We start from the raw sequence: 19,004 nt of genomic DNA on the forward strand, positions 1-19,004 counted from the left end.
AAGCGAAAAAATGACTCACTAAAGCGCTCTTAAGTGCACGTTATGATTTCGCGATTTCGACTCCCCGCAATACATTGCATAGGTCAAATCAAGGCATTACCATGGGCACAAAAATTTTGTCGTGCCTCTATGATGTTTAGAACTTACTTAATCGCTGCCATCCCAGCTCTGTCGCCTTTTGCTAGTCCCTCAGTGTATGCAACACAGGATAAGCAAGATATCGAGCGAATTGCGACAACTTCGTCACGCTTCGCAGTAAATGACGACATCAAAGCGCTGAGCATCACTAGTGTTAACCAGGAATTGCTAGAGCAAATAGGCGCGACCCACATAGAAAAAGCATTGCAAAGTGTTGCCGGTGCCAATATTCAGCATGGCAATGGCCAAGAATACCTCCCCGCTCTTCGCTCCCCAGTTTTCACCGGCTCAGGAGCATGCGGTTCAATTTTAACGCTTGAAGATGGCATCGCCCTGCGCGCAGCAGGTTTTTGTAACGTCAATGAGCTGTTCGAGGCACACAGTGAAATGGCCCAGCGCATCGAAGTCTTAAAAGGACCTGGCTCGGTGCTGTACGGCTCAAATGCGGTGCATGGTGTAATTAATGTGATCAGCCAAGATCCAACCCTAGGAAGCGGGTATTCCGCCATAGATGTGGGCTCTTATGGCTATAAACGGGCGAAGTTGCAAGCTGGCAAAGACGCGGGCAGTTATGGTATCGGTGCAAATATCAGCATGACTCGCGACTCTGGCTATCGTGAAGATGAAAGCGTCGAGCAAGAAAAAATGACACTGCGCCATCGCTACGACGGTCAATCTTGGTCGGTGCAAAATGGCATTGCGTACAGCAACTTGAATCAAGACACTGCGGGCTATATAGAGGGATTTGAAAGCTATAAAGACCCAGAGCTAGCGAAGCAAAACCTTAACCCAGATGCCTTCAGAGACAATCGCGCACTAAGAGCATGGAGCAAACTGAATTGGCACTATAGCAATGCGACTGATATTGCCATGACGGCTTACGCTCGCGACCAAGAAATGACTTTTTTAAAGCACTTTCTTCCCGGTACGCCTATTGAACAAAATGCGCAACATGGCGCAGGTATAAATGCCCTTGTTCAACATCAACTAACACCGCTGTGGCGATTACAGCTTGGGCTTGATAGCGAATTCACCCAAGGCAGCATGACACAGTACCAAGAAAATCCAACCCAAGGGTCTGCATTTTTGCAAGCCACCATCCCACAAGGCAAACATTACGATTACACGGTTAATGCATCTCAACTCGCCCCTTTTATAGCTTTGCAGTATCGTCAAGCAAGCTGGCAAGTCGATCTTGGCGCACGGTATGAGCATATCCGCTATGACTACGAAACTCATCTGCAAGCTGGGCGCACTAAAGAAGATGGCAGCGAGTGCGCCATGGGCGGATGTCGATATGCTCGCCCACCAAGTGCAAAAACTGAGTTTACCGACTTATCACCGAAATTCGCGCTGAGCTATCAATTCAATGAAAACCTAGTGACCTACGCCAATGTGGCCAAAGGTTATCGAGCTCCGCAAACATCCGAGCTGTATCAGTTACAACGAGCTCAACAAGTTGCCGACCTTGAAAGCGAAACACTCGACAGCATAGAGCTGGGTGTAAAGGGGGCTTACAGTGATTTACGCTTTACACTCTCTGGCTACGTGATGGAAAAAGACAATGTTATTTACCGAAACAGCGACTTTTTCAATGTTAGCCAAGGCCAAAGTAAACACCGCGGATTAGAATTAGAATTAGATTACCGCCTAAGCGACACGTTGAGTCTACAAACCGCCATAGCAAATGCTCTGCATACCTACGAACATGAGCAACTTCTGGGCGAGCAAAATATTCAAGGGAATATTATGGATACGGCACCGCGTTTGATCACAAACACTCGCTTAAATTGGCGAGCAAGTGACTCAGTGCTGCTATCCTTGCAGTGGCGCAGCATGAGCAAATACTTCACTGATGCAGAGAATCAACATGAATATGAAGGGCACGATTTACTCAGCGTACGAGGACAATGGCAAGTGAGCCCACAGCTACTGGCGACTCTCAGAATAGAAAATATTACCGATGAAGCCTATGCAGAACGCGCCGATTACACCTCGTTCAGTGGCGATCGCTACTTCCCAGGCAGACGAAGAACTGCACTATTCACGCTTAGATATGAGTGGGATTAACCCAAGTTAACCCCAAATAGAAAATATGGATTAACCAAGAGCCTCGGCTCTTGGTGTTTAAAACACGGCTTTATTCAGCCACAAGTGCACCACAATACTGGCGCCATAACCAAGGGCTATGACTGGGGTCCATTTTAGGTGCGAGGCAAAAGAATAATAACCGCGTGCCTGCCCCATCAAGGCCACACCCGCCGCAGAACCAATCGACAATAAGCTACCGCCTGTTCCTGCAGTTAACGTAATAAGCAACCATTGACCATGAGACATCTCAGGTTCCATCGATAGCACTGCATACATCACCGGAATGTTATCTATCACAGCCGACACCACACCGAGTACAGTGTTAGCGACCGTTGCGCTCATATTGCCATACAGTGATTCTGACAACAGACTCAAATACCCCATAAAGCCAAGACCGCCCACGCACAGCACAATGCCATAGAAAAACAACAAGGTGTCCCATTCTGCTCTAGAGACTTTGCTGAATACATCAAATGGCACCACGCTTCCTAACTGCTCCAATCGTTTGTTGTCACCTTGCAGCTCAGCCTTTTCACGTTTGCGCGCCAAAGAGCCTGGGAGGGTCATTCTCAAGAAGTAGCCAAAGAACTGTAAATAACCTAAACCCATCATCATGCCTAGAACCGGTGGCAAATGTAAAACGATGTGGCATGCCACCGCAGTAGCAACGGTCAGTAAAAACAAAAAGGTGATTCGCAGCGCGCCACGCTTTAACTCCACCTCGGCATCAACCCGAGTCGGTGTGCGGTTCTCAATGAACATACTCATCACCAAGGCAGGCACTAAATAGTTAACGACCGAGGGCACAAAAAGTCGCAAAAATTCGGTAAATGTTACTTGTCCAGCCTGCCACACCATCAGCGTGGTGATATCGCCGAAGGGGCTAAAAGCACCGCCTGCGTTAGCCGCAGTAACGATACTGACGCAGCACAGGGCAACAAACTTTTTGTCATTTTCTGCGACCTTCATCACCACGGCACACATTAGCAACGCCGTAGTAAGGTTGTCTGCAATGGGCGATATAAAAAATGCTAAGCCGCCAGTTATCCAAAATAGTTGTCTGTAGGTGAAGCCTTTTTTAAGTAACCAACCGCGTAAGGCATCAAATAGTCGCCGCTCTTCCATGGCGTTGATGTAAGTCATCGCCACTAACAGAAACAGCATCAACTCGGCAAATTCGAGGAGGTTATGACGAAACGCTGATTCAACAATGCTGGCATGCTCGCTCGGGTAGACGCTTGCGATTAAAATCCAGATCAGACCCGCGGCAACAAGCACAGGCTTAGACTTGCGCATATGAATCTTTTCTTCTGCCATAACAAGAATATAGGCAATGGTGAAAATAACGAGGGCTACATAGCCAACCCCAGATTGAGTCAGATTCAGCGCAGCAAAATTGGATTCGCTAGCCTGAGTCGAAAACGAACACAGCACAGTAAACAGTATCAGTAAAGTTTGCGTCATAGTTGTAACGGGCACTGCATTCGCCCTTCCCTCCCAGAAGATAACGGTAAAGTCCCAGCTCATTCGAAGTTGGAACCAGTGAACTCAGTTAAGTTACCACAAGAAGTACGAACAATTATGTAAGCAAAAGGTGTATATCGACCCTCACAGTAGCTAACCAGTTATAACAGTGAGAACACATAATGAGCCAGCTATATTTCGGTGTTAACGCAAGAGCATTCACTCACTTTAGATAATAAAAAGCATAATCAAGTAGTGATGATTATCTGCACTAATTCAACGTATTAAGTTGCAATCAATGATGAGCCATTCTAAAACTAGGGTTCACATAACCGCTAAGGATTGAGTATGAATATCACCAAAATGGCTTGTGCCTTGAGCCTCGCGTTGTCATCAGGTGTGATGGCAAATGACCTTTCCCCATTGCAACTAGAAGATGTATTTAATCTCGAATATGCCAACCAGATAGACATCAGCAACGACGGTAAACAAGTGTATTTTGTGCGCAATCGCATGGATATCAAAACCGATCGCAAGTTCAGTAACATATGGCAGGTCAGCACTGATGATAAGCAGCTTATGCCTGTAACCAGTGGTGTGCATCAAGATTTTGCGCCAGTGCTTTCTCCTAGCGGTGATCGCCTTGCTTTTATCTCTACGCGTGATGGCAGCGCGCAGTTGTATGTGAAATGGCTGAGCACGGGGGCGGTGAGTAAAATCAGTAACCTAACACAAAGCCCGTCAAAACCGACTTGGACCCCTGATGGCAAGTCTCTGGTATTCAGTATGTTTGTACCGGCCAAAGCGAAGACACCTGTTAGCCTTACGGGTAAACCTGAAGGGGCAAAGTGGGCAGACCCCGCTGTGTTCATCGATGATGTGTACTATCGCGCTGACGGTGCGGGGTACACCAAAGCAGGCTTTAACCATTTATTCAGTATTTCAGCCCAGGGCGGCAATGCAACCCAGCTAAGCCATGGTGATTTTGATCATGGTGGTAAATTAAGCTTTAGTGGCGACGGTAATACGCTGTATTTTTCAGCCAATCGTCATGAAAATGGGGAGTTAAAGCCCATTAACTCTGAAATCTATGCTCTTGATTTACAGAGCAAAGAAATCGTAGCAGTGACGGACAGAAATGGCCCCGATAATCAACCACAGGTATCACCTAATGGCCGCTACCTAGCTTACACAGGGTATGACGACAAGCGCACTAATTACGAAAACACCCAGCTGTACATACGCGATTTAGTATCAGGTGAAACACAAAGTTTAACGCCAGATTTTGACCGTGCAGTAGCTGATATTCAATGGTCGCGTGACAGTAAGGGCATCTACTTCAGTTATGACAGTGAAGGGCAAACCACCCTCGCTTATCAACCTTTACGTGGTGAGCACACTGTTATTACAGAAAAAGTGGGCAGTGTAGCCTTTGGCCGCCCTTATTCTGGCGGTGATTTCGACGTTAGCGACCGGGGCGACATCGCCTTTACCCTTGCCGATACCCAACGCCCAGCGGATGTGGCCATTACCAAACGCGGTGAAGCTCGTCGACTTACTCAACTAAACGAAGATGCGCTTGGCAACAAGGAGTTAGGTAAAGTTGAAGAATTATGGGTGAAATCCAAACATGATGGCTTGGACATACAAGGGTGGGTGGTGTATCCGCCTGGGTTTGATGCCAACAAAAAATACCCGCTCATTTTAGAAATTCACGGTGGGCCTGTTGCTAACTATGGCCCTCATTTTAGTGCCGAAGCGCAATTATTTGCAGCAAAGGGCAACGTGGTTCTGTATATGAACCCTCGTGGTAGTGACTCCTACGGCAAGGAATTCGCGCAAACCATTCATCATAACTACCCAAGTAACGATTACGATGACTTGATGACGGGGGTGGATGCGCTACTAGAGAAGGGCTTTATTGACCAAGATAAACTGTTCGTCACCGGTGGCTCTGGCGGGGGTGTGCTAACCTCATGGATTGTCGGCCACACCGACAGATTTGCGGCGGCAGTGGTTGCCAAGCCAGTGATCAACTGGTTTAGCTTTGTACTTACCGCGGACTTTTATCCATTCTTTACCGATTACTGGTTCCCTGGAAAGCCATGGGATCACATGCAGCACTATATGGAGCGCTCACCAATTAGCTACGTGGGCAATGTGAAAACTCCGACCATGCTGCTGACGGGGGAAGCGGATTACCGCACGCCAATTTCAGAGACTGAGCAGTTCTATCAAGCACTCAAGTTGCAAGGCGTTGATACCGCAATGGTGCGCATCCCTGATGCCTCGCACGGTATTACCAAACGCCCTTCTAACTTAATGGCAAAAGTAGCGTACATTCTATGGTGGTTTGAAAAACACGGAGAGAAAACCGCCGAATAACCTAAAATTCAACGAATAAAAAAGCGTGGTCACTTTAAGTGAGCCACGCTTTTTTTTGTGCTTTTACGGCGAATTTAAGTTAGTAAAAATATGATCTGAACGTCTTCGCTCGCAACGCTTAGAATTAGGCAATAACCAGCTCTACGTCGATGTTGCCGCGCGTAGCATTAGAATAAGGACACACTTGGTGAGCTGTATCAACCAGTGCACGCGCTTGTTCTTTGTCCATGTCACCTAAATTAATCGTCAGTTTTGCATCAATCGAAAAGCCTGCCCCCTTAGGACCAATCGATACTTCACCTGTGATCGACACATCGCGCGGCAATTTAATTTTTTGGTCACCGGCCACTTTTTTCAGTGCGCCAATAAAACATGCAGCATATCCTGCAGCGAATAACTGCTCGGGGTTAGTGCCCTGCCCATCATCGCCACCTAAACCTTTAGGCACAGATAGGCCGACCTCTAGACGACCATCGTCAGATTTTGCCGAACCGTCACGACCACCAGTTGCAGTTGCTTTCGCTGTGTAAAGTACGCTATCTAAAGCCATTATGTTTCTCCAATTTCTGTCTCAAATTTAAATTTACTTTGTATGCAAAATAAATAATAGAGGTGTTTAAGTTGAAGATCAAGTCTTTTGCATGCAAAATAATAAGACAGGAGACACTATGACCGACGAAATTCTTAAACTAGACAACCAGCTCTGCCATCGTTTTTATACGGTTGCGAATGCATTCGCGCGTGCTTACCGGCCGCTTTTAAGTGAGTTAGATATCACTTATCCCCAATATGTAGTGATGATGGCATTGTGGGAACAAGACAATATAACCATCCATCAGCTATTACACAAAACGCGGATTGATGGCGGTGCTATGAGCTTGATTCTCAAAAAGCTCACTACCAAGAATTTACTTAATGTTGTCAGCGATGAGCACGACAAACGTGTAAAGCGTGTGCTCCTTACCCAACAAGGAAAAGCAGCCAAAGACAAAGCGCTCGCAATCCCTAAGCAGATGCGCTGCAACTTCGATAACATCTCCAACGAAGAAGCGCTCGAACTCATGCGCTTGGTGGATAAAGTAAGCAACGGCCTCAATCAAGCATTGTGTGAAGTGAAGTGAGATGGTTAATGAGCGTGAAAAAGTACTCATTAGCGCATGTTTGTTAGGCAATAAGGTGCGCTACAACGCCAGTTGCCTCACAATTTCCCAAGCTGAATTTGACTGGCTGACAACGCACACTCAACTGGTCACACTCTGCCCAGAAGTCTCTGCAGGGTTACCAACCCCCAGAGCCCCAGCGGAAATACAACAAGGACAAGGCATTGATGTGTTGCAAGGGCATGCCTCTGTTATAGGCGATGATGGTGTTGATGTTACAGCGGAGTTTGTAAAGGGGGCTTCCAATGCCCTGAGCGTTTGTAAGCAACAAGGAATTCGCTATGCCATTCTCGCCGAAGGCAGCCCGTCGTGTGGCAGCACACAGGTATATGACGGTAGTTTCAGTGGCAAGAAAATAACAGGATTAGGTGTCACTGCTGCGTTGCTGGAGCAACAAGGCATCAAGGTGTTTAGCCAACATAGCATAGGCAAACTAGCTGCTGAGCTTGAGCACCAAAGCGCTCAAGAGTAACGACACTGATATAAGTTGTATGATGTGAGCACCGCTTTGCAGTTCAGCTACAATCGAACAGCGGTGCCTGAACAGTCATTACCTACCAGTTGGGCGTCTATTTCGCGACTGATTGCTTTTTCTTCCTTGTCCTTTTGCCCCATCTTGGTTGCGCTGGTTATTTGCGTTTGCAGGGCGTCGGCGTGCTTTATTAGCGTGGTGAGAATGGCCTCGCTTATCCGTTTGCTCTTTGTGCTTAGATGGCGCAGTTTGCCCTTCATTTTTTGGCGCTTGCGCTTGACCTTCAGCATCTACCTTGGGCTTTTTTGGCTTCTTCGGTTTTTTAGCCTTAAGCGGGCGAAGGGTACTCTCAGGCAACTCATTAGTAGGCTCAAACCCCGCAATGACTTTACGCGGCAACAGCTCCTGAATTAAGTTTTCGATGCCGTTCAAATCTTTGGCATCATCAGCGATGGCAAAAGAGATAGCTAAACCCGATGCTCCTGCTCGACCCGTTCGACCGATACGGTGCACATAATCTTCCGCTACGTTAGGGAGATCATAGTTGATCACACAAGGTAGCTGGTCAATGTCGATGCCGCGGGCGGCGATATCTGTGGCTACAAGCGCTTGAATACTACCCTCTTTAAAGCCAGCTAGCGCTTTGGTTCTTGTGCCTTGACTCTTGTTACCGTGAATTGCCGCAGATGGAATGCCACGAGCTTCTAAATTACGAGAGATACGGTTAGCACCATGTTTGGTACGGCTAAATACCAATACCTGCGGCCATGCATGTTCTTTAATTAGATGACTTAACAAGGCAGTTTTACGTGATTTATCAACTGGGTAAACCCATTGCTCAACGGTTTTAGCTGTCGTGTTAGGCGGCACCACTGAAATCTCGAGTGGATCGGTGACGATTGTCTTGGCTAATTCACGGATCTCTTCAGAGAAGGTCGCTGAATAGAGCAAGTTTTGACGTTTCGCGGGCAATAATTTAATGATGCGGCGAATATCGTGAATAAAACCCATGTCCAACATACGATCGGCTTCATCGAGCACCAGCATTTCAAGTTGGTTGAGTTTGATGGCATTTTGCTGATACAAGTCCATCAATCGACCCGGAGTAGCAACTAGGATATCCGCGCCGCGGCGTAACTGCATCATCTGCGGGTTAATTTTTACACCGCCGAAGACCACTGAATAACTCAGCGCTAATTGCTTCCCATAGGTTTCAACACTCTCACCAACTTGCGCAGCAAGCTCTCGAGTAGGTGTTAATACAAGAGCGCGAATATTATTATTTTGCGCGCGCTGACCTTTGCTTAGCAATTCAAGCATCGGCAAGGTAAATCCAGCTGTTTTACCCGTACCAGTTTGCGCTGCAGCCATCACATCTCGACCAGATAATACCGCAGGAATACCTTGAGCCTGAATTGGCGATGGGTGTTTATAGCCCTGCTGTTCGACAGCTTGCAGCAGTTTCGGCTGTAAGCCTAGGTCGCTAAACTGAATGTTATCTTCTGATGGGATGGAATGGGTCACTGGCACTGATTGCTGGTCGGTCATAGATACTCGATATGCATGGTGAAATAACGCTGTTGGTTATTTCACCAGAAATGTTTAAGGACGCGCAGACTAAAGGACTCTCGCCCTAATTGCAAAGACATTCGTACTTTTTCATGCCTCGCAAGTTTGCGTTCGTACTACCAATAATGGCAAGGTGCGCGCAATAGTCCAAGGCAAACGCGCTTGTTGAACGAACTAAATAAGTAATAGCCTAAATCGGGCGGTGTGTGAAGAAACACTGGCAAGCATGCTGCGGGTCTGTGCCCATTAGCTATCAACACACAAGGCTCTGCGTGTTTTTGGTATAAAAAGCAGCCCTTATAGGACTGCTATGATGAAGTTATAGACTATGTAGCCAAGTTACATCGATTGCTGGTACTTATCATTCCACGCATCATCACAATCAAAATAAGCGCCTGGCTCTGCTGGTGCCGGCACCATATAAATGAATCTTGTCGGCTTTGGTGAAGGCACTTTGCTTGAAATTTCCCAATCAGCGACTTGAGATGCTAACGCAGCGTACATTTGCTCACTCACCTCTCTGCATGTACCGAGTAATTCAGCGGTTCCATCACTATTGAGTAATACTTCTGCTTTGAGTTGGCGAAATGATATTTCCTTGAATAGTTCAGGATCCATTCCCATCACCATGTCCTTGATACTCCAAGTGTTAATCAATTCAGGCATGCTCATTAGTGGCAGTTTTTCAACGCTCTGCTCCACACCTTGAGCTTTCTGTTGAGCGCTCTGAGCTTTGATTTGTGATGAGCTGAGCCCTGCCAGCTGGATAACTTGATGATAAGTCAGACCATCAATCACTGATGGATACGAGTCTTGCTGCTCTGACGCTGCCCTTTTTGCTTCCAGCGAAGAGTAGCTCTTCACAAAATGCGCTTTTTCCTCATCCGACAACACTGTAAAAATTCTTTCAATAGATTGATTTTTAGTGTTGAGATCAGTGGCAACAATCGGTGCTGCGAGTCGGTTTGCTCTGAACGATGCAATATCTGATGATTCCGCTGTAAGTGCCGCCTCACAGTCATAAACTGCCGAAGGGTTTGGTGACAACGCAAAGCTTAACGACGTGTTCTGACGCTCAGGAATACGCTCGCTATTAGACTCTGTAGGGCTGTATCGCCACTGTTCTATGGCTTTGATTGCTGCTTTGTTAAACGTGTCTTGGTGGGAGCTTTTGAGCACCTCAAGATAAGTGGGCACACCATCACTATTGATGAAGAACTGTACGCTAACACAGCCTTCGAGTGAGTTCTTTACAGCTTCAATGGGGTACCTGGGCTCTACTCTTTCTTCCAATTGCCATTGCTCAGCCAAGACCCCTGCGCTGCTTAACGCACACGCCATGCATAGAATGCTAGATAGTTTTTTCATACCGTTCCCTGTAGATTGCTTATTTTTTATCTTTAGCTAACTTAATCGCAAAGAAGGTTAAGGTCAACATGACTGCTTCTAGACGAATTTGTTTATTAACAGCAGGTTAGGAATTCTCACAGGGGCGCACTATCGCGTGGTGCGTAATCTCAAGCCCCGTACTCCCTCTTTGCCAATGATGTCGAAGACACTTTTCTACAATAGCGCCTTGTTGCAATAAGTGCTTTTTTCGAACTCGTCGACATTCATGGCGATATGGGGCACTTCAGGGAACATAGCTACGAGTTTAGCGACAATCGCTTGAGATAAATGTGAACGTTGCTCAATGGTTCGCCCCTGCATGATGTTTGCGAAGACGTGAATAAAAGACGCCGTTTCTCCGCCTACCGAGTAAGTATTAAATGGCATAACACGGACTTTGATATCGCTTTGCTCAAATAACTGCGAGTGATGGGCTATGTGATGAATTTCGCTATTGATTTCGTGCTCTACTTTAAGCGTTAAAATATCGTTTGAGCAATGGATGACAAAGTGTGGCATAAGGCTTTCCCTCTTAATTGTTTTGCACTAACTTCCCTGTTTGCTGTTCAACACTATCACAGTGGCGGCAATAACATGTAACCAAGCTATGCCAAATTAGGCCCAGCTTGGTTTAAAACGTATCTCTGTGCATTTACTGCCATAGGTTCAGCGGCATAAAGCCCCAAAAACTCAGCACAACGCACCACTGAAGTACCAGAATCATCGATAGCGTATTAGCCACAACTATTCGCCCTCCCTCTGGCATTCTAAAAGAGCGCCACAAGCCGTATATCATAGCCAAAGGTAATAGCGCAGTTACAAGTGTCAACAAGCCACTAGCAAGCGTCAGGTCACCCAACTGCAAAAAGGATTGGCTAAAAAATGCAGGAATGGGCAGCAACAAGGCAATACAGGACATAAAAGGAGCGAACAGCGCCGATGAAACCGTTAATTTGCGCATAGCCAACGCGCCTACCCCACTTATTAACAGCCAAAAGATACCGAGCAGGCCCAATGCTAAACTCAGCCAAATGGGCACTATCTGCCATGCGCTGATTTGTTCATAGGTTCTAAAACCGTCGCTAACCAAGCGTTTACCATCTACAGATGTCATCAGTACATGAGATGCATGTGCGCGCTCCTTATCGCGAAACAGTGCACCACCGACAGGCACTAGCTCTTTGCCTTTACTTTGAAATGGTGTGAGCTGCATCACCTGCCCATTCCAATCTAGGCGCACAAAGTGCAAAACATAATCGAGATAAGCAAAACGTTCATTTCGACTTGGCGACAGCACAAAGTAACCCTGCCAATCGCTCACAGCACTGAGCGGCGCAGCTGCTGCTTTGACGACCTCAGGTTCAATACCTAGTTCAGCAATCAGCAGTTGGTCGAATCGTTTGTAATCAGCGGTTTCCACATCAGCATTAAAGGCAATAAAGAAGGCTTTTTTCTGTTTTGGGAAGATGCAGAAATTAGTCCGAAAGCCAACAGTGGAACCATTGTGGCATTTGCCTAGCACACCGTGCCTATCTCGGCTGGTCATCCCTAATGCATAGCCCACATTCGTAAGCCCTGCCAACGCCGCTTCTGTGGCCACAGGCACTGCCATTGCGCGAAGTAACTCGGGGGTAATAAAAGTGTCACCACTGATCTCCCCATTGCTCATTAAAAAACGGGCGAACACCGCCATATCGCTTGCGGTCGTGGTAAATTGTCCTGCAGGGCGAAGATAAAGCGGTAAAGTAGCTTGCGTGACTGAGTTTTCAAAATGCCCCATCGCCAGCGTGGAGTCTGCATGCGCTCCGTGTTGAGAAACATACGTAAACGTACTCATGTGCATTCCCAAAGGTCGTAGAAGGTGCGTATCAAGGTAATGCTCATAGCGCTCGCCCGTTACCCGTTCTATAACCATACCTATGAGCGTATAACCTTGGTTAGAATAGGACACACGGCTACCTGGTCGGCTGCGAACTAGCAGTGGCCCTTGTTGCATGCCGTCAATAAGGGGGGTGTCGGGTTGGGCTTGTATCGTCATAATCTGCCAAAGTGAGGCATCATCGAGCCCAGAGGTGTGATCCAGTAAGTGTCGCACTCGTACTGGGTCTGTTGCCGCCCATTGATTGTCAAATTGGATATCGGTGAGCACAGTTGCAACTGGTGTATCCAGAGTCAGCTTCCCTTTAGTGACAAGCCTAAGTACGCCTGTTGCAATTAACGTTTTAACCACGGAAGCAGTTTGAACCTTGTTAATGGTACTCATTGCCTCGTCGCTTTGCGCGTTTGCCAGTCCCACAGCGCCCGTAGTAATTTCATCCTCAGCGATGGTTGCCCATACGGCCCCAATCAGTTCTTCTTGCTGCAACGCTTGCTCTAGCTTTACTTGAAATTGAGTTTCAGCCACGTTTTCACTGGCATGAACTGGCTTAATAAACAATGTCAGCCAGACTAAAACCAACGTGAGTATCCATTTACACAATGTATTCATTTCTTCCCCATAATCAGTGACATCTAAATCGTCACCTCACTATTTTTGCACCTGCAATTTTGCAGCAATGCATGTTATTTTTCTTACTTAGCCCTAATTGACGCATTGACCGTTTTAGGGTCTTCATTATTGTTTGATTGGATGCGCAGCAAATTGTTGAGCGCTATCACCGATGGCGAGCCAACTGGGTTTGTCCGCAACAAATTCATGGAATGCGTTTTCCATAACAATATCGCTGTCGATGCAATGAGCATTAATCACAAATGAGGCAGAGGATGAGAGCAGCTCTCCCAATGCTGTACCACACACAGAGCAAAAACAGCGTGAGTATTGGTACTGCGCCGTCGCTTTGTAAACAGCAATAAGATTGCGCCCCGAGGTGATACGCAGCGTGTTTGCCTTTACAAAAGCAAGTGCGCTAGCACCGACTTTACGACACCTGCTGCAATGGCACATGCCCAACATGTCGGGCCTTTCATTCAACTCGAATTGCACCGCTTTACAACAACAACTTCCTTTGATCATGATTTAACCTCCACGACGTCACACAATGCAAAGTGTAACGATCAGGAGGTGAAATAAAGGTGAAATCGACTGTGAAAATTCGCTCTTTTAGCGCAGTTAAGTCGACTTTTTAGCACTTGGACTGTCTGGCCAATAAAAAGTGAGGGTGAATTTATTATCGATAAAGGCGCAGTCACAATGCCATTGCTGTGCGCTGGCAATGCGATTCACCAAATACAAACCTTGGCCGAAGCCTTTACTGGATTGCCTTTTGGTATGACGTGACATTGGGGATTCAGGCACGTGGAGTGCATCATTGCTAAATCGCCAATATTGCTGCGTCGCCTCTATTGTCAGTTGTCGGCTGGTAGCGTGATTGAGTGCATTGCCTAACAAGTTACGAATTAACACAATACAAAGTGCTTTGTGAGCCGTTATTTTTAAGTCATAAGGCACATTAATGATGAACTCAAAGGTATCCAACTGTTCAGGACTCAATGCACTCATCAACGTCTCTTCAATGGTTTGGCGTAGTGGCAAAGTATGCATTTCAGCTTCCTGTGCCCTCGCCAACGCAATGAGTGAATCCACGCAATTAGTTACATACTCAACTTGCGTCGTGAGCTCCGCTAATTCGTTTGGCTGCAGGGTTCGCCCTTGCTGCAACGTCAGGTAATTTTTAATCACCGCCAGCGGAGTACGTAATTCATGGCCAACATCACGAGTGAAGTCGCTCTCGCGCAGCAATGAGCTTTGCAATGCACTTAATGCGCGCTCAAATTCTCTGGCAAGTACACCTATTTCATCAGATCTTTTGAGCACGCGTGAGGTCGTTATTAGGTGTGACTGTGTCGATAAAAGCTCAGTCAACTCGATAAGAGGCGAGGTGATTTTCCGCGTTAACAGGTATGCAAACACCAAGGCGATAATCAGCGAGACAACTATCAGAACCGACAATAGAATCGTCATATTTTCTTGCAACGATGGCATAGCCAGCCACTGCGTGGCGTTGAGAAACAAATAGGCCTGTTTGTTATTAGCCAACTCAAGCCTTTTAATATGCCAATGTTGTCCGTCGGCCCCTGTAACTTCAGGATCTCCCGAGGACGCCGACGCGAGCAGTGATTGGTATTGCTCTGGCAATGCCATATCAGGAGCAAAAACAATGATATTGGTAAATCGAGAACCGAGCGTTAGCCCATCTTGATAACGCGCTTGCAGGTATTGCGCCTCTTGCGTTAACACGTTTTCGATCATTTGATCTTCGGTCGCAAAGCTTACTAAAAAGGCGATCCCTGAGAACATGGCCGACAGCAGAAATGCAAAAGAAACAAGTAATATCAGAACCTTACGCTGAATACTATTGTTCATGTGCTGTTGCCAACTCTAGTCGATATCCCAGATTTGTTACGGTTTTGAGCATAGGGTACGCAAAATTTTTATCTAATGCCTGTCGTAACTGATAGACATGGGATTTGAGCGCGTCGGTGTCCGGTGGGGTATCGCCCCAAATTTTATGAATAAGCAAAGCGCGGCTCACGGGTTGCGGATAGGCCGCCACCAGTAGTTCAAGAATTTGAAAAGGGATCTGCCCAAGCTGTAGCGGTTGCTCGCCTCTACTGGCTGTTTTAGCTACCGTATCCAACGTCAGCTCTCCCACCCTAGCTACCTTCGGCTGGTATAATTGATGACGACGACAAAGCGACTGACACCGCAGCAGCAATTCATGCAAATCAAATGGCTTTGTGAGGTAATCATCCGCTCCTGCAGCAAACCCCTCGGTTTTATCAGCAATGGCGTCTCTTGCTGTTAGCATTAGTACAGGCAGATGGATACGTGATTGTTGCTTAATAGTAAGAGTTACATCAAAGCCGTTGCCATCTGGTAGCATTACATCGACGATGATCACATCATAAGTTTCGCTGAGTGCCAACGTCGTGCCCTGATGCGCATTCATAGCATGATCTACAATCATCGTTTGTTCTTCCATAAACTCGACAATCTGCCTTGCAAGCACCTCGTTGTCTTCGATCAGTAACACCTTCATTGGCGACTTAGTTCCTCACATTCCAATTATCAGTTCTCGCGTAAAATTCTTGGCTGCTGATAGCAAACGCCAAGTGAATTCAGCTGGGTAAATAGCGGGTGAAATGCTGATAAACGCGCTATGTTGTTATTTTAATTGCGCTTAACTCATTGAAGAAAAAGATAATACCTCGCTTGTATTGAAATTAGAAGCGATGCAAGGGTCTTTCCCCTTGCCGCTGAGTTTGGAAACCCGTTATTCAGCGCATTTCCTTGGCGTGGGCATCACAGAGAGTTAGTGTTTTAATCAGTGTCTCGACAGTCACTTTATGCCAACAACCTAGCCGTATTGGACTACAAAAATAAAAGGCCATGAAATGAAACGACAAACCTCTGCTCTCGCTGCGGTTCTGCTGCTTAACCTGACTCCTGCACATGCCGAGTATGATGTATTTGAGCCCCAACGAGCCATGATCCACCTTGGTGTGCAAGCAGTCCTTACATGCAATGGCTTGTTTACGTCTAATCGCACCCTTGAGCAGATTAACGCGCAAGAACTCAAGTACATTCCCGGTAAATTTGGCGTGGAATCCTCGCCTTTAGTGAATATAGATAACGAAGCACGTGGCGTGGCAATTAGCAACGAGTCTGGCATGACCATCCGCGCAATTTATCGCGATGGCATAGGGTGTGTGGTGCTGCGCCCAGACCAAGATTTTAATGTTGCCGATACCCTGCCTAGTATCAAATTAGCGCCAGTTCCGAAAAATTACGCTACAACCCCTTGGCCTTTGGGTGATGCGACCACTGATTATCAATTTACATCCGCAAAACAACAGCAAGCCATAGACGCAGTTGCTGAGTGGGCGTTCAATACGCCAACGGATGAGCAAGACACCTTAAGCCTTGTTATTGTTCATCGCGGTAACATCATGCTGGAGCGCTATGCTGAGGGCGTAAATCGTGACACCAAAACGCGCACCTGGAGCACAGCAAAAAGTGTGTTTGCAACACTCGCAGGCATCAAAGTCGACCGTAAAGAAATGGCAGTAAATGACTCGTTGAATCTAGAGTGGTCGCCACAGTTAGCCAACCCAGAGGACGACCCGCGCAACAAAATCACCTTGGGGGATGCCCTACAGATGTCTTCAGGTTTATACCCTGTAGATAGCTTTAATATGGAATACGCCAACGGTTCAGGCCTTGCCTATTGGGCGGGTGAGAGTTCCGCGAAGGGCGCGGTGAATCGTGGGCTTGTGCGTGAACCCGGCACATTTTGGGACTATGAAAACTACGACACACTGTTGGCGACCATGTCGTTCAAAAACACCTTTGATAATGAGCAGGAGTATCATCAATTCCCATCACGCGCTCTATTCAATAAGTTAGGGATGTACAACACACTTGTGAGCACAGACCAATATGGCGACTTCATTTTTAGCAGCCAAATGTACACCACGGCGCGAGACTTAGCACGATTTGGTATGTTATACGCCAACGGGGGGGAGTGGTTTGGTGAGCAAATCATCTCGCCACAGTGGATTGCCTATTCAACCACTCCCGCGCCCGCATCCGCTTCGCGAGGCTTTGATTACGGTGCACAGTGGTGGCTACGTAAGGCAGATAAGAACAATGGCCCAGCAAAAGCCTTTACCACACGTGGTAACCGCGGCCAATTTGTGGTGGTGATCCCTGAAAAAGAACTGGTGATTGTTCGCCGTGGACTCGACTATGGCAAGCAAGGATTCAACCCTTGGGAACTCGCAGATAAGGTGCTAGAAGCATTGGAAGAGTAGGTAATTCTTTAGCAACTACAACCGACGTGACACAAGATTAAGAATATCTTTAATCACCACATAATGAGGGCGTTACACGCCCTCGATTTAGTTCACTCTTGTAAGCTTTTAATAACCGCGTCGACTTGCTCTTCAGCAAGACCAAGGTAAGTATGAGGGTCAAAAAGCCGGTCAAGGGTGTCTTGATCAAAGTGAGTAGCTAATTCTTGGTCATTCTCAATCAGATAACGCAAAGACACTTGTTGCTCTAGGGCTTTGGTCGCTAGCTTATGCAGCTTGTTGTTCGCTGTCGTTTTTCCTATTTTCTCAGCCAGATAAAAGGCCACCCTCTGCGCCATTATCAATCCATGCGTTTTATTTAAATTCTGCGCCATGACCTCAGGCTTTACCTTTAGTCTTTTTATCAAACGCTGTGCGGCAAGCACCATTTTTTCGGCTTCAAGAGAAATGTCGGCCAACTCTCGGTTGGTGCGGGAAGTATTATCTCTTTCAAAAACATTAACCATGTCATCCAAGACCACTTCAGCCATGCGAGGTATTTTTCTGGAATAGAAAATAAGGGCTTCCGATTGGCTAGGATTCTTCTTGTGCGGCATGGTACTTGAGCCCACAGCAGAACTTGAACGAACTTCTTCCGTTTCTCCAATGTCGGTCATTTGCAAAGAAAACAGCTCATTACCGATACGTCCGAGCGATTTGCTTAAAATTGCGAGTGTCATCGCGTATTCGGCAAACACATCTCTGCTACCATGCCAGTCATCGGCATACGGCTTATCCATCCCCAACTCTTGCGCGAAATATAGTTCGAGTTTGATGGCCTCGTCACCCAAACCTAAGTAGCTGCCGACAGCCCCTTTGAGAATAGCTGAACGTTTTAGCTTGGCTTGTACATTTTCCAACCTTTCTATATTGCGTTGGTTTTCACCAAGCCAAGTGGCTACCTTTTTACCAAAAGTGATGGGCAAAGCATGCTGACCTAAGGTACGACCAATCATAACCGTGTCTTTATGTTCAACCGCCAAGGTGGTCATCTGTGCTTCCAGTGATTTAAGTTCGGAGATAAGCACCGTGGAGGCATCAATCAATTGCAACACAAGAGCTGTGTCGTAAACATCCACTGTTGTTGCGCCGAAGTGGATGTATTCGTGCGCGTTGTTTTCTAGCGAGCGTTGCCAAACATTTAGCAGCGCGACCATGCGGTGGCGAACAACTGCGTATTCCTTAGCTAGACTCTCCTCAGAGACGTATTTTATGTTTGCTTTATCAGTTATTTCTGCCGCAGCCCAGTCGGGAATAATCCCCAGTCTTGCTTGGGATCTCGCCAACGCACTTTCCACATCCAATACTTTTTGTGTTTTAGTCTGAGCAGAAAAAACAGCTTCCATATTTTCTGAAGCGCTGAAGCAAAAAAATGAGCAAGAAATGAACGCTGTGCTGGTGAACAATTTTGTAATTTTGCTATACATAATCTTATTTCTTCATCTGGAGAAATGGCCAATTAAATTGGCCATTGTATGAACATC

The 19,004-nt window shown here is 46.8% G+C and carries 15 protein-coding genes; 5 read left to right on the forward strand and 10 right to left on the reverse strand.

Annotated features, from left to right (window positions below):
- The first annotated feature begins 132 nt into the window (after positions 1-132).
- A complete protein-coding gene (locus V1358_RS09765) occupies positions 133-2,208 on the forward strand; it encodes a TonB-dependent receptor (RefSeq protein ID WP_440589883.1) in 2,076 nt (691 codons plus the stop codon).
- A 57-nt stretch (positions 2,209-2,265) separates the two neighbouring features.
- Here the strand turns inward: V1358_RS09765 and nhaD are convergent, their stop codons facing one another.
- Complete coding sequence (gene nhaD / locus V1358_RS09770; RefSeq protein ID WP_347393489.1) at positions 2,266-3,693, reverse strand: sodium:proton antiporter NhaD; 1,428 nt, start codon at positions 3,691-3,693, stop codon at positions 2,266-2,268.
- Positions 3,694-4,056: 363 nt separating this feature from the next.
- Here nhaD and V1358_RS09775 point away from each other — a divergent pair, with 363 nt between their 5' ends.
- Entirely contained in the window at positions 4,057-6,078 is a 2,022-nt protein-coding gene (locus tag V1358_RS09775; protein WP_347390097.1) for a S9 family peptidase, read from the forward strand.
- Between the two features lie 124 nt (positions 6,079-6,202).
- On the opposite strand, the gene V1358_RS09780 is transcribed toward V1358_RS09775, so the two are convergent.
- Positions 6,203-6,628 carry an organic hydroperoxide resistance protein gene (locus V1358_RS09780; protein WP_440589698.1) on the reverse strand — a complete coding sequence of 142 codons (426 nt, stop codon included), beginning with the start codon at positions 6,626-6,628 and terminating at the stop codon, positions 6,203-6,205.
- Between the two features lie 118 nt (positions 6,629-6,746).
- Between V1358_RS09780 and V1358_RS09785 the strand changes: the two genes are divergently transcribed.
- Together V1358_RS09785 and V1358_RS09790 are read left to right on the forward strand one after the other, a co-directional pair.
- Positions 6,747-7,199: a MarR family winged helix-turn-helix transcriptional regulator gene (locus tag V1358_RS09785; RefSeq protein WP_347393417.1), complete on the forward strand. Its 453-nt coding sequence runs from the start codon at positions 6,747-6,749 to the stop codon at positions 7,197-7,199.
- Position 7,200: 1 nt separating this feature from the next.
- The gene (locus V1358_RS09790) at positions 7,201-7,710 is read left to right on the forward strand and encodes a 2-thiouracil desulfurase family protein (RefSeq protein WP_347393418.1); all 510 of its coding nucleotides are present in this window, start codon (positions 7,201-7,203) and stop codon (positions 7,708-7,710) included.
- Between the two features lie 78 nt (positions 7,711-7,788).
- On the opposite strand, the gene V1358_RS09795 is transcribed toward V1358_RS09790, so the two are convergent.
- From V1358_RS09795 to V1358_RS09825, 7 genes are all read right to left on the reverse strand, one after another.
- Positions 7,789-9,204 (reverse strand): DEAD/DEAH box helicase, encoded by a 1,416-nt coding sequence (locus tag V1358_RS09795; protein ID WP_347393490.1) that lies wholly within the window; start codon positions 9,202-9,204, stop codon positions 7,789-7,791.
- A 414-nt stretch (positions 9,205-9,618) separates the two neighbouring features.
- Entirely contained in the window at positions 9,619-10,647 is a 1,029-nt protein-coding gene (locus V1358_RS09800) for an energy transducer TonB (protein ID WP_347393419.1), read from the reverse strand.
- Between the two features lie 195 nt (positions 10,648-10,842).
- Positions 10,843-11,187 (reverse strand): 5-carboxymethyl-2-hydroxymuconate Delta-isomerase, encoded by a 345-nt coding sequence (locus V1358_RS09805; RefSeq protein ID WP_347393420.1) that lies wholly within the window; start codon positions 11,185-11,187, stop codon positions 10,843-10,845.
- 133 nt (positions 11,188-11,320) lie between these two features.
- On the reverse strand, positions 11,321-13,156 hold the full coding sequence (locus V1358_RS09810; RefSeq protein WP_347393421.1) for a serine hydrolase domain-containing protein: 1,836 nt from the start codon (positions 13,154-13,156) through the stop codon (positions 11,321-11,323).
- 126 nt (positions 13,157-13,282) lie between these two features.
- Complete coding sequence (locus V1358_RS09815) at positions 13,283-13,681, reverse strand: GFA family protein (protein ID WP_347393422.1); 399 nt, start codon at positions 13,679-13,681, stop codon at positions 13,283-13,285.
- A gap of 96 nt (positions 13,682-13,777) precedes the next feature.
- Positions 13,778-15,031, reverse strand: coding sequence for a sensor histidine kinase (locus tag V1358_RS09820; RefSeq protein ID WP_347393423.1), 1,254 nt, complete (start codon positions 15,029-15,031; stop codon positions 13,778-13,780).
- Positions 15,021-15,707, reverse strand: a complete 687-nt coding sequence (locus V1358_RS09825) for a response regulator transcription factor (RefSeq protein WP_347393424.1) — start codon at positions 15,705-15,707, stop codon at positions 15,021-15,023. The genes V1358_RS09820 and V1358_RS09825 overlap by 11 nt, the downstream gene beginning before the upstream one ends.
- A gap of 355 nt (positions 15,708-16,062) precedes the next feature.
- On the opposite strand from V1358_RS09825, the gene V1358_RS09830 reads away from it, so the two are divergent.
- A complete protein-coding gene (locus tag V1358_RS09830) occupies positions 16,063-17,481 on the forward strand; it encodes a serine hydrolase domain-containing protein (RefSeq protein WP_347393425.1) in 1,419 nt (472 codons plus the stop codon).
- Between the two features lie 92 nt (positions 17,482-17,573).
- On the opposite strand, the gene V1358_RS09835 is transcribed toward V1358_RS09830, so the two are convergent.
- A complete protein-coding gene (locus V1358_RS09835) occupies positions 17,574-18,947 on the reverse strand; it encodes a lyase family protein (RefSeq protein WP_347393426.1) in 1,374 nt (457 codons plus the stop codon).
- Between the last annotated feature and the right edge of the window lie 57 nt (positions 18,948-19,004).

It is taken from the genome of Pseudoalteromonas pernae, assembly GCF_039831865.1.
Taxonomy (GTDB): domain Bacteria; phylum Pseudomonadota; class Gammaproteobacteria; order Enterobacterales; family Alteromonadaceae; genus Pseudoalteromonas; species Pseudoalteromonas pernae.